Source organism: Microbulbifer discodermiae, from assembly GCF_040742695.1.
Taxonomy (GTDB): Bacteria; Pseudomonadota; Gammaproteobacteria; order Pseudomonadales; family Cellvibrionaceae; genus Microbulbifer.
Map to the genome: position 1 here is coordinate 1 of NZ_JBFLAB010000075.1, position 12,507 is coordinate 12,507.

General features: G+C 41.5%; 9 protein-coding genes. 4 read left to right on the forward strand and 5 right to left on the reverse strand.

All coding sequences use genetic code 11. From position 1 onward, the window contains the following. Positions 1-125 (forward strand): transposase domain-containing protein (locus AB1S50_RS17520; protein WP_367148845.1); only part of this gene is annotated, 125 nt, incomplete at its 5' end. Here the strand turns inward: AB1S50_RS17520 and AB1S50_RS17525 are convergent. The 3 genes from AB1S50_RS17525 to AB1S50_RS17535 all read right to left on the reverse strand — a co-directional run bounded on the left by AB1S50_RS17525 (position 76) and on the right by AB1S50_RS17535 (position 5,070). Beyond that, positions 76-2,115 carry a TonB-dependent receptor plug domain-containing protein gene (locus AB1S50_RS17525; protein ID WP_367152401.1) on the reverse strand — a complete coding sequence of 680 codons (2,040 nt, stop codon included), beginning with the start codon at positions 2,113-2,115 and terminating at the stop codon, positions 76-78. The two genes, AB1S50_RS17520 and AB1S50_RS17525, sit on opposite strands and share 50 nt — an antisense overlap. Before the next feature lie 314 nt (positions 2,116-2,429). Then, complete coding sequence (locus tag AB1S50_RS17530) at positions 2,430-3,323, reverse strand: hypothetical protein (RefSeq protein WP_367152403.1); 894 nt, start codon at positions 3,321-3,323, stop codon at positions 2,430-2,432. A 334-nt stretch (positions 3,324-3,657) separates the two neighbouring features. Then, positions 3,658-5,070 carry a hypothetical protein gene (locus AB1S50_RS17535; protein ID WP_367152405.1) on the reverse strand — a complete coding sequence of 471 codons (1,413 nt, stop codon included), beginning with the start codon at positions 5,068-5,070 and terminating at the stop codon, positions 3,658-3,660. A gap of 461 nt (positions 5,071-5,531) precedes the next feature. Between AB1S50_RS17535 and AB1S50_RS17540 the strand changes: the two genes are divergently transcribed. Both AB1S50_RS17540 and AB1S50_RS17545 read left to right on the forward strand, forming a co-directional pair. Further along, complete coding sequence (locus AB1S50_RS17540) at positions 5,532-6,227, forward strand: response regulator (RefSeq protein ID WP_367152407.1); 696 nt, start codon at positions 5,532-5,534, stop codon at positions 6,225-6,227. A gap of 10 nt (positions 6,228-6,237) precedes the next feature. After that, the gene (locus tag AB1S50_RS17545) at positions 6,238-7,617 is read left to right on the forward strand and encodes an ATP-binding protein (RefSeq protein ID WP_367152409.1); all 1,380 of its coding nucleotides are present in this window, start codon (positions 6,238-6,240) and stop codon (positions 7,615-7,617) included. 374 nt (positions 7,618-7,991) lie between these two features. Here AB1S50_RS17545 and AB1S50_RS17550 read toward each other — a convergent pair whose 3' ends face one another. After that, positions 7,992-8,276 (reverse strand): transposase, encoded by a 285-nt coding sequence (locus AB1S50_RS17550; protein WP_367152411.1) that lies wholly within the window; start codon positions 8,274-8,276, stop codon positions 7,992-7,994. 952 nt (positions 8,277-9,228) lie between these two features. Here AB1S50_RS17550 and AB1S50_RS17555 point away from each other — a divergent pair. Continuing rightward, a complete protein-coding gene (locus AB1S50_RS17555) occupies positions 9,229-11,550 on the forward strand; it encodes a glycosyltransferase family protein (protein ID WP_367152413.1) in 2,322 nt (773 codons plus the stop codon). Between the two features lie 273 nt (positions 11,551-11,823). Here AB1S50_RS17555 and AB1S50_RS17560 read toward each other — a convergent pair whose 3' ends face one another. Beyond that, positions 11,824-12,090 carry a transposase gene (locus AB1S50_RS17560; RefSeq protein ID WP_455363763.1) on the reverse strand — a complete coding sequence of 89 codons (267 nt, stop codon included), beginning with the start codon at positions 12,088-12,090 and terminating at the stop codon, positions 11,824-11,826. Positions 12,091-12,507 lie beyond the last annotated feature (417 nt).

Consider the following 12,507-nt stretch of genomic DNA (forward strand, 5'->3'; position numbering starts at 1 on the left):
CCAAGCTGAATGGTCATGATCCCTTTGCGTATCTGAAAGATGTGATGCAGCGATTACCGATGCATCGCGCCAGTGCTATCGGCGAGCTGCTGCCCCATAACTGGGTTCCTGCTGACAAGGTGTGATGCCCGGACGCTTACCTTCATTCTCCAGTTTATATTCATTACTATCTTGAATCGGAACATATTCGACAGCTCCACTATTGGCAGCACCATAAGCATTAATAATATCGATAAAGAAGCTGCCGTGGAGGCGCTCTCCTTGAAACTCACGCTCCAGTCTCAGGTCGAGCCGGTGATAGGCATCCGCTCGCTCACTATTAAGATCGCCATAGACCGGGACAAAATGACCCGGGAAATTTGGATCTGGTTTATTACCAATAATCGGCGTATAAGGCGCGCCACTGCGGTAGTTCCAGCGTGTGCCGATATTCCATAACTCACTGATTTGATAATTCATCACCCAGTTCATAACTATCGGCGTATCATAGTAAAATGGCGAAGTTTCCCCAGTTAATGTATTAGTACGCTCAGTCTTGGATAGGCTCACCGATATCCACCCATACCATTTATCGGTAAGATTTTTGTTCAGCATCAATTCCATACCATAAGCCTTGCCTACGCCGGAATTCGTGTAAAGCAAATTTTCATCATCGACATCTACCACCAGTTGATCCAAATCCTTGTAATATACATCGGCCAACAACGACCATTCATTACCCAGATCCCAGTTGAAGCCAGCCACAAGGTGTTTCGCTGTAGGGGAAGATAGATTTGGATTACCAAACACAGGAATAACCTGATCAATGCCCGGCATTTGATGGTACAGGCCGGTTGAACCGTGTATCTCAAGCGCCTCCGAAACCTGCCAGGAGACCGCCAAGCGAGGTTCCAGATGATTTTCATCCAAATAACGATTTTGCGAGGCGCGTAGTCCAGCGGTAATTAACCAATTATCACCGAGCACCCATTCATCCTCTAAAAATATGTCCAATAATTCAATTTTTTGCTGACTCGTTTCCCTAATTAATGGGCCCCTATCTACTTCGCAATTCGGATTGAAATCCGAACAGGTTTGTTGGTACATGCTGAGCTGATAATCCCATTTTTGTTGTTGCAACTCGGCACCTAAAGTCAGGCGGTGACCTTGATTTATGGAGAATCCATATTGACTCTTAAATGTTAACGTATCGGCTTCCAGATCCATAAATTGATCTATGCCTACACGGAAGTTTTGTTGATCACGTATATGACCGAGTGCGGTGACCCATTCACTAGCAGTCTTATCATCATCACCGGTATAGCTCCACGTCAAGCCCTGGCTATCAAAGCGACTATCCAAAGATTGCTTCCCGACACCAGCCGGATCCAAAAGACCTTCCTCAGAATTTTCGTTAACTTCGCGCGCCGCCTCATCGCTGGCCCCCAGTACTAGAAAGGACAGAGAGTTATTATTATTTAAGCGCCAAAAGTACTTTCCTTGATAGTCACTGGCTCTTGGATCGGAAGTGACCTTAACACCATCCTCTTCATCTTCTAAAAACAAGTGTATGAGACTTTCCCGGTAAGAGAGATAAAAAGCCTGATCCTCTGTAATCTCTCCCTCTGCCAGCACACCTAGCTGCAACATGCTGGCGTCCAGGGTAAAAGACAGTGGATCAAAGCGGGGTTGGCGCAGGCTGATGTCAAAAATTGCACCCGTCGCCATACCATATTTCGAACTGAAACCGCCAGGCTGCAACCCAAAATCGCGCAAAAGGTTTTCGTTAAATATACTGTTGCCAAGTAGATTATGGAATATATTTCCAGCAGGCAAAGCATCTACCAAATAGGCATTATCATCAGGTGAACTGCCCCTGACTGCAGGCTCCCCACCATCTTCCCTTTGCACAACACCTGGCATAGAGAAAACCGCTTGTATAGGATCGCCAAGTGCGCCAGGGACCTTTAGTAGTTTTTGTGCTATCTCAGTAGGCTCCGAAAGCTGAACTTTTTCGGTTATGATGACTTCTTCAAGGTTCTTGTCATTTCCCTTATTTTCAACACCGCCTTCTACTGATGCAATGGTCCCACTGGCATAGGACATGGCGATAGAAAAAAATGTAAATCGATTCATAATAACTTCCTAATTAAGCTGGCGAAGGAAGTACTTCACCAGCGTGATTCACAAGAGAAATTAGCCATCTAGGATTCGAAATTGAAACCTTGTGATAACAATAATTACTACCGCTTTTTCGCATTTTCTAAAACCACACTTACTCATACCAGAAAGTGGCTGTAATAAAGTTAAAGTAATCTCTGAACTCTAAACCGTCTGCTAACAATATATTAGGGTTTAATTCCATTTTTACAGACAGGCTGCTACTAAATCACCCATGGGCATTTAGTGAATTGCTTTACCAGCCCACCTGAACAACTTTAGCTAACAGCTTAATAGGTATACCAACAGTACTCTTCTGCTGGCCTATACTTTCCGTCCGGCAGCCTCATCGGCAGTCTGTATTCTTTGTTTGTGAGTAACTTATAAAAGGAAATATCCACTTCTTTAAGTAAGACGGGGGTATTCAGTTTCCATTCTGCGTAGATTTCTGTTTGCCGGTGTTCCTGCGCTCCAAGTAGAGAGGTCAACCCCCAGTAAAAGTACTCGGTTACCATACATTCGTAATCGCAAGTCTGGTCGTCATAGGTATACCAGGCTCCTACAGGATATGGATCCGGTACTTCTTCAAAAAATCCACCCCTAGCTATATCCATAGCTCTGGAAAGCTGACTTCCCGGTGTTTCGAAAAAAATCTCTGGATATGCATAAGCATATCCAGCATGGCTAATAATGTGCCAGACTTCTTCCAGAGAAGCATCGAAGCGCCCCGTGTGTCCACTGCTGTGCCATTCCGGCCTGGTTTCATCGTTTCCCAGATCCTGGCCCAACATTCCCTGCGGTACTTCAAGGTGATCCAGGTCAGATTCATCCTTCCACATCACCATAAAAGCACCATTGTCCAGCATGGCCTCATGTACCTCAGGATTATCAATAGCGCCGTTTTCATTGTTATCAAGGTACTGCGCCATTACATTCGCGGCATGCAATAGTCGCTCATCCTCCACCTGTCTTACGGCATAGATGGGGATACCAAAAACTTCAACCTTACGGTCGAATTGCTGAAAAATGGGATTATGTATTTCCTCTATAGTGAAGTTTTGATCATCACCAGGGTCAATGGGACAATACTCATAATAGTTTTCAGCCAGGGTAAAGCTGCTTAAAATTAACATAAGACCACTCAGAACAAGCATTATCAGTTGGGTTAACAATTTATTACTCATAGAAAAATCCCTTTCCGCTTGAAAATTAATTTACACATCAATAAAAAGTAATTTAGTTGAATTACACAGGGTTGGAAGGTCGCCAGGCACCCTCGATTTTTAGACCCTCCTCAGAAGGTAGAGGATGAATAAATCAAATGAGAAACACATAACACCTAACATGATTAAAATTCATGTATACATCTCACAATAAATCTCAAAAGTCGGCATTTTAAGCACATTGATAACAGCCGGGCCTGGGGGCTCTGAAAAAGTACATCAAGGTTATCCATAAGTGCCCACTCAAAGAGAGTGGCAGATAGAATAAATCGATCAGCTCACTCCACTCTGCATCCTACATCGATAAAGAGATATACTTTTTCCAAATAATGTCCATCCCCTTACAATTTATAAGGCCTCTTTCGCATGCCTCCTCAGCTTCAAGAATAGAGTTTCCATAAAAGACAAATAATTCATCATTAAAAACAACCATTTCTATGTTGATCAGTTGAGAAATACCGTCACGATCGTTTTTTGTATCACAGATGAAAATATCTCTACCCGATGAATATATGCTATATTCATCTATATCCCCCTGAAACACGGCAGTATCTTCTCCGCCCAAACCATTTAACTGGTTGGTGCCGGAATTTCCAATAAGTATATTGTCTTGCTCATTGCCCATGAGATTACTATCCAAATTACCCGTCAATTGAGCGTTAATCAGATATTGCGACTTATGGGTATAGGGTGTATCGACATTAAAACTAAGGGAGAAAGTTCCCTCAAAGCTCTTATCGATTCTTGCCATATAGGTGACGTATGGACTCAAGAACTCTTTAACCAATTCTCCGCCCATGGGGTCAAGCTCTATAACATCCTTTCTGGTTTTGGCTACGTAAAATCCATACATGCCACCGGGTGCTTCGCTATAAGCGCCCCAGTAGCCATAATAACTGTCGACAACCGACGCCAGATATTCCTGGGAGAGACTGCCCTCTTCCCGCAACTCCTCAAAAAATTCCTTAAGGATTTCGTACCCCTCTTCAGTCGGCCAGCGGAAATTGGAAAAAGCATCCTCCATCGCCATATCAATGGCTGCAGTATATTTTGGTAGTGCACCTTCTGGTGCATCCTCCCCAGAGGTTCCTATGCCATAGTCATGTACCAGATGCAGTATCTCCTCAAATGACGCATCCCGGTGATTTTCATAATCATTATTGATATAGGCTGGCGAGCCCTCGATAATAAGTTCCGTTTCATACAGTGGCTGCCCGTCCATTTCATCGGGAAGCGGATTATTTCCATCATCTGAACCGTTCATCAACAATAGTTTGGCTCTATTGCCAGCCATAGCATTAGCCACTTTCCATTTGTGCCTTCCATAGCGACTAAATTTCACATCTTCCAAATAGAATTCGAGAATCTGGTATGCACGGATCATTTGCTCATCGGTTATCTTATTCTGGGCATAGATCTCTATGCTTCCACCATTCGGCGCCTCAAACTCTATATATTTACAAAAATTTGATTGATACTGATGACCTGTATAAGCAGGCACGGATGAGATCCCGAACTGTCTACCAAACTCAGTCGAGACACATCCGCCAGAAGCCCCTTCAGCGATGTATCCAAACTGACCCAAATAATGATCAAGCCATTCATCAAAAAAATTGTGCCATCCCAAAGATGACGCATTGACTGGATTGCCCAATAAAATACTCACAACCAGGGAAATCGATAAAGCAGGATAAAGGTTATTTTTCATATCTTTTCCTTAGTAAGCGTCAAAATTACCTTTTAAGAAACGAAAAATGGTAATTCAACTTTTTAGTTTCAGGACAATAATCTTCAATTGCGCTTATTATTAGCCGGGAAACCAACCATTTTCCTCTCGATTAAGGTAAGAAAATGTAAGCGTTTGTAAGGTCTGGAAGTATTAAGCGCCAGTGGTCAACAAGAAAAATTTAGTTTGACTGAGAAATATTTATCTATTAGAGTTTACTTTTTTGCTTTATCTCATAAGATTTATTTTTGGCATAGAGAGATTCGAAATTTAAATATCCAGTCACGAAAATCTAGGGAACTTCGGATATTGTAATACCTTTAAAAAAGCATCCTAAAGCCGACCCAGGCAACTTATTTTCCTAATTCAATTGACATACTTGGAACTTTTATCCAAAAATCTAAGAATCCTGATAATTAATGCTAAACAGCGCTTAAATACCAATGACAGAAAAGTATCATATAGCTCTTATAGAAGACGACCAAGAACTTGCTCGATTAACAACATTACTACTCAAAGAAGAGGGGTACGCCGTCTCTGAAGTACATAGGGGAGATGCCGCCGTTGATCATATTCGAGTGTCAAATCCCGATTTGGTTATTCTGGATATTATGTTGCCAGGGGCGAATGGTATTGAAATTTGTACAGAGGTTAGGAAATTTTATCAGAAGCCCATCTTAATGCTAACGGGGCGTGATGATGACATTACCGAAATCTCCTCGTTTAGACAGGGCGCCGACGACTACGTTTTAAAGCCTGTACGCCCTCACCTACTACTGGTGAGAATAGAAGCATTATTACGTCGCTCTGGAACAAAATACCCAAGACAACGGGACCCTGTAATTATTGGATCAATAAAAATATTTTTACAGCGTAGAGAAGTTCATAAAAATAATACTCCTATAGAACTCTCAAGTGCTGAATTCGATATGCTGGCCCTATTGACAGAAAGTATTGGACAAGTCGTCAGTCGCGAGGAATGCTGCCGGGTTTTACGCGGCATAAGTTATGATGGAGTGGATCGTTCCGTCGATATGCGAATATCCAGCTTACGTAAGAAGCTGGGAGATGATCAATTGCCCCACAAATTGATTAAGACAGTGCGTGGTAAAGGCTATATATTAGTTCAATGTAGCTAGAGGGCACGCTATGATTATCCTACCAAAGTCATTATTTTGGCGACTCTACACTAGTATTATTGGTATCTTTATCCTATCAGCTGTGATATTTGTTGGGCTCCAGCTATATATATTCTGGTCACAAAATCAAACAGACTTTGTTGACGACACCTACGTTATCGCAAACTCGACACTAAATGAAATCAGGCAGGAAGATGGCGACTGGAAAACATTCGCAAAATATATTTCTCTCGAACACCAATTCTTGATTGAAATAGTGTCAGATAATGATCTGAAGCAGGAACTTCGCCAGTATCAGTTTCAAAAGAATATTAGAGGAATAAATGTATACAAAGACAAACAGAAGGGTTTTTTGGTAGCGATTTATCCCATTGCTAAAACAGCCCAGAAAGGGGCGGATTTCCTAATAATTTCAGATACGCACATGTCAACGGAAGAGGTTCAGGAAGGCACTTACCTTTACGAACAGGCAATGATCGAAGGAAAGGAGAAAACACGTATTTTAACTGTTGCCGCCGCAAGTATCTGTATCTTTGTTTTGCTGACTGGTGCACCAATCTATCTAACGATTAAAAGCGTAACCCGGCATATATCCAAACTTAGCTCCCATAGTCAGGCGCTAGCCAGTGGCAACCTGTCTGTTCGAGCAGACACGTCACTGCCTCTTCCCCTCAGCCATTTGGCATCGAGCTTCAACAGCATGGCTGAGGATTTGGAGAGAATGATTTCCGAACAGCAGATAATGGCGAGTGCGATTTCCCATGAACTTAGAACCCCAATCAGCAAACTCCAGTTGGTGGTAGCTCTGCTCGCAAAAAGGCTCCCGGGGGGGAGAGAACTGGAGTTTGTACAGGATATCGATAGATATATCGATGAACTTGATGCACTCAGCAACAAAGTACTTACCCTCTCCAAGCTTAATGTCAAGGATACGATCCAATATGAAGAAGTGGACCTGTGGCCTTTGATAAAGAGTTGTGTGGATGAATTTGACTCTTGGTTCAAAGAGATGGAAATCTCCATGACGGGCCTAAAAAACTGCCATTTGACAGGTAATTATTTCTACCTGAAGCTTTTGATTGATAATTTATTAAAAAATGCAACCAGGTATGGAAACTCCCGGGTTTTGGTCACAATACTTCAGGTGAACGACGAGGTTATGCTAGCCGTAGAGGATGATGGCCCAGGAATTCCCTCCGATCAGAGAGAAACGATTTTTGCACCTTTTTCGAGAGTTGACTCAAGCCGGAACAAACAGACAGGTGGATTTGGCCTTGGCTTGGCTTTGGTGGAGAGTGTTGTAAGAAGGCATAAGGGAAAGATAGATGTGAGTGAAAGCGGACTCGGTGGGGCAAAGTTTTCTATTTTATTTCCAAGTCGTATTCATTAATTTTGAGAAGCCCTATAGAAATATCTTTCGTAAAGTGTTACACAAACCAAATATTTTTCCAGCAGGAATGTTTTGATTAGCGAATACGCTTGAAAATTTTCAAACTCAGTATAGCTCAATAATAAAAATTCTATTGAAATGATCGGCATAATTTTTTAGTGCGGTACTGCCGGAGTTAATAAATCAAAAAGTCGTTGTATTGTTCTTATATCGCGCTATTTATTTTACATACTATAGCGGTTGATCTACTGTCAGTAGACCCGCATACAGTAGATTGAGTAAGCTGTTGATACAGGGCCGATCGCGATAGCCCAATACAGCGGGCGGCTTTGCGTTTAGATAGCCCGTGCGCCTTAACCAGGTGCGCTACGGCATCACGCTTCTCGATCGGCTTCAGAGCTTTTTTCGATCAGATCCCGCATGGCTTCGGCTTCCATGGCCTTGTCGGCGTACATGCGCTTCAGCTTGGCGTTTTCTACCTCCAGCTCCCGGATACGCTTTAGTTGCGACACATCCAGACCACCGAATTTGGCCTTCCACGCATAATAGGTGGGGGAGCTGATACCGCACTTGCGGCACACCTCCTTCACCTTCATCCCCACCCCGGTCTCCTTGAGGATCGAGACAATCTGGTTGTCCGAGTATTTTGATTTCTTCATGTCGGCCTCCTGACCATAGTTTGTCAGAATGCGCTAAGTTTGAAACTGTCTACTTATAGGGGAAGCTTACGAGTCCTACCTAGCGAGGCGGGAGAAAAAATTTGCTTACGGTCCGGTAATAGTAGCCACTACAATACTTGGCTAACACGGGCTTGAATACAACTGATGGAAAGTACAGGCTATCCGACGAATTGTTGACGAATAATGAGTCGAATTACCTCAAATAGATTTCTACGGACTAATATTTGGGCTATACAATTCGTATTGGTTACATCGAGTTAGGAACACATTAAAGCTTACCAGTAGCGGAGCTAAGAGCCACTTCCAATTTGATCATATCTACAATACTATCGACGTCACAGAGCTGGGTAGGCATGAGTACTAAGCTTACGGAAACGGTCATTTTCCTTGATTTTGAGATGACGGCAAGCATGAATACCCAGTTGTGCGCATAGGCGGCAGTATCAACAGTTACATCGATTGTCAATAATACAGTAGGCTAGTGAAGGAATTTATTAGCAAGCCCCATACTTACCTAACCAAAGTGGCTGCTTGCTCTATCAAAATAATAGCAATTCATCTTTGATTGTCAATCCTCATGACTAACCGCTGATTTCTGGGCGATAGCAAAAATTATGCTAATGCATAGCTTAAACCATGCTCTTTTCGAGATAAAAAGTAATGGGATAGCGGCGTTTTTATAATACTCAATAAACAAAATTAACTGGAACTTCAAAAACTGATATGATTAAATATCGCCATAAGCGCGAGAGCAGTAGCTTTCGTAATAGGTAAGAATCAAAATTTCGCAATATTAACTCCCAATGGAACAACTAGGCTAGCCGAGTAAAATTCTCATTGTTGAGAAAAATTCAGTCGGAAAATTTAACCTAGAGAACAAAGAACTCCCAGTATTCTGGCATCTGGCGCTTATTGCATTAGGAATCGTAACATGTTAATTATGAAAAAAGAAGACTTTAGATTTCTGAGTTGGAGCTTTTCCAAATTCAAGAAATTTATTCGACTTATATTGAAACCAAAAAAGTTTATTGAGTTGCTTTTTGATACCGTAAATTTTCGGAGAGCTACAACTACAAGAATTAATCAAGCAGTTTTGGATAAGAGTATAACTCGAAAACAATTACTAAATATTGCAATTCACCATTGCTCTATCAGGGATAAAATTTTCATAGTCAAACATTTATTTCGACTCAGAAATTTTAGCAGTGCCACCAAAATAGCTGAAACGATATCTCCTGACAGCCTACTTCCAGCGGATTTATTTCTTATTATTCGAACTCAACTTCATAGTAATAAAGGTATAAATTCTGATTCATTGTTAAAGGCTTTCTTAGCTAATCATAAAATTCAATCATTAAACGAAACAAATCAGAAAACATTATCTGAACTTATTCGCCTATCAGGAATAAACTATGAGGATAAACTTAAGCATCTCACGGTTTTACAAGCCTACTCAACTAGCGATAAAGCGAGACAACATGCTCGATATCAGGAATTTCATCTATTAGTAAGTCTTGGTATGGAGGTAGATGTTATTAAATATTCAGAAATTGATAATTTGAGTCTGGATAATCCAAGCTATCAACTTCGATATATTCCTCATCTCAAAGCCATGGGCTTCTTATCTGAGGCGGATTCTCTATTAAAAAAATTGATCAATTACCACCAACTTAGCCGCCCAGAAATTATCTGTGCTGCTTTAAATTTTAATCTGGATTGGGCTAACATTGATCTGCATAAACTCCCAGAAAGCCATCTAGATCGTCTAGACATATTACAAATAGCAACTGAAAATAAAAAACACAGCATTCAATTTTCAAACTTATTCGAGCGCTCCTTGAAAGCGATCATCAAGTCATTTCCTGAAAAAAATATTTATCAAAAAGATAAAATCTTAAATAAACTATTACGCTTAGATCTTATCGAAACGGTTGAAGCGTTTGTTAAAAATGAGAATTTTCTTTCAGATACGTTACTTACACCAAATTTGGTCTTTGGATATAGAGCGCTAGAAAGCGATGACTTTTATTCTGCTAGAGATTTGTTCTTGGAAGTCATTAATGAGGATCCCTCAGATCCAATAGCTTCGCAAGGTTTAAGATTAGCGATCCCACGAACGGGGGCTGGCATCACATCTATCCTTAACCTGAGGAACAGAATTGGACATGGAATTGATGGGCACGGAAGAACAGGGTGTCGTGGGGGAGTTGGTGTAGATAGAACCTTTGGTCTGTTAATGAGCGGACAATTTTATAAAGAAGGTTTCTATTCAAAACGGCATGCACCTCACTGGATAATGTTAAAAAGAATCTATGGAAGTCGTTTTTTAAACTGTGAAAGACTACCAACAAATAGCAGCAATAAAACCTTATTTCTAATTTGCGATGATGGCGTAGGCGATGAAGTTCGAACCGCACAATTTTACAAGCAACTATCGAAACAATTTGGAAAGGTTATAGCCACGTGCGATCCGAGGCTAACTACGCTTTTTGAACGGTCATTTCCAGAAATCACCTTTGTTCCGGTAGAACGATATCGCAAGGGAGTCATAAAAAAAGTAACTACAGATAAAGAAAGAATTTCTCGCTTAAACTTAAAATTGTCCCAGTATCTTACTGAGGATTGCCAGGAACTTATGAATAATGCTGACTACATAACCAATGGTCAAAATATATTTTTTAACCATTTTATTGGAGAAATAGATCGTCCAAGCGAAGGTGCATACATAAAAACAAAATTCGAATTAAGTAAAACTAAGAAATTTAAAATTGGTATTCTTTGGAGAAGTCATTTTCTCGCTATGTGGAGAAAATTTATGTACTTAAGTGTAGAGAATTTCGAACCTTTAACGCTTTTCCATAATATTGAAATATGGTCAATGCAACACTGTATGAGCGAACAGGAAAAAGATTACTGTAGAAAACACAATATTAAACTTGTTGAAGATATCGACATGTTTGATGACTTTGAAGGCATGGCACCAGTTTTGAAAAATCTTGATCTTATGATTGGCATTAGCTCACTTCCCATGGAGCTTGCTGCAGCACTCGGAACACCAGTCTGGATGTTAGGATTCTCTCCTGAGAATTTTTATCTTCGATCTGCCGGCGGTACAACTGAATTGGATCAACTTACATTAAATTCAAATATTATTGCACCCAAATGGATAGATTTTTCAGCTCCCACATCAGAGTGCATTTCAGCCACTATAAGTGAAGCATGTTTACGACTCGAAAAACTTCAGCTTTCTTAAGGAGTAGCCACTCTCAAATCTAAGGAATTTAAAGGAAAATTTTGTTGTATCCTACACATGAGCGATTTTGTATGATAAAGCTCCTCCATACCTACGGTCGATTCATTATCATCCCCTTTCGCAGTGAATTAAAGGCTAGCAGGCTGTTGATTTTCATTCAAATTCGAACCATTGATCGTTTGAATCTGGAATTCTCGGCAGAAATGGGCGATTTAGGGCCATTTTTCATTCTTACAGGCTTTGGCGGCGGGCTTTCCCCGCCTTCAAGACGGACTATCCCTGTAACGCCCTCATTCGAGTCAGGTTCCAGCCGTTCATTGCCAGCATAAAGACATTGTTCACTTTCGGTAAGCCGAGTATTTTCATCTGCCTCATGTGGTCAACTGACTTACCCCAGCCAAATGGTTCTTCTACCCGCTTTCTGCAACGATGGCTGATCTGGTAGCCAACGTGCCGGCTGGTACGACCACAGCCAGCAAGAAGATCGCTATTGTCATCTTTACGGCGATAGCGCTTTTGCGAAACCCAGGCTTGAATCAGGGTGCCGTCTACGCTGAAGTGCTTGTCGGAAAGAAGCTTGCGTTTGCGAGCCAGCTCAACCACCTCTTCGCACAGCTTGCATCAAGTCGATTACTTGTTGCTATTGCGGGATTATCTCAGTAAAAAAATTAAACTCTCATTGTATAGTACCTATACTACACCTTTCCTTTACATACCGTACTGATAAGGCTTACCCACATTAACCATATCCCGATGTACCGGGCGAAGTGCCACAGCATAGGCTGCCAGTAATCCCAGGGTATAGTGACTTCGTTCGTAAGCGTCCGGCAAACTCATCTACCAAGCCAAATTCTGCGCTGTAATTTAGGTGTCCACCTATCAACAAGTGGACACCTAATATGAGTGAAATTATCCCTGCTAAGAAACCCGTGAAGCGTCGCCGGCATTCCCCGGAGC

What these genes read in the sequence shown, in the direction of transcription:
- AB1S50_RS17525 (WP_367152401.1), bottom strand. Translation starts at nt 2,115, where the DNA reads ATGAATCGATTTACATTTTTTTCTATCGCCATGTCCTATGCCAGTGGG.
- AB1S50_RS17530 (WP_367152403.1), bottom strand. Translation starts at nt 3,323, where the DNA reads ATGAGTAATAAATTGTTAACCCAACTGATAATGCTTGTTCTGAGTGGT.
- AB1S50_RS17535 (WP_367152405.1), bottom strand. Translation starts at nt 5,070, where the DNA reads ATGAAAAATAACCTTTATCCTGCTTTATCGATTTCCCTGGTTGTGAGT.
- AB1S50_RS17540 (WP_367152407.1), top strand. Translation starts at nt 5,532, where the DNA reads ATGACAGAAAAGTATCATATAGCTCTTATAGAAGACGACCAAGAACTT.
- AB1S50_RS17545 (WP_367152409.1), top strand. Translation starts at nt 6,238, where the DNA reads ATGATTATCCTACCAAAGTCATTATTTTGGCGACTCTACACTAGTATT.
- AB1S50_RS17550 (WP_367152411.1), bottom strand. Translation starts at nt 8,276, where the DNA reads ATGAAGAAATCAAAATACTCGGACAACCAGATTGTCTCGATCCTCAAG.
- AB1S50_RS17555 (WP_367152413.1), top strand. Translation starts at nt 9,229, where the DNA reads ATGTTAATTATGAAAAAAGAAGACTTTAGATTTCTGAGTTGGAGCTTT.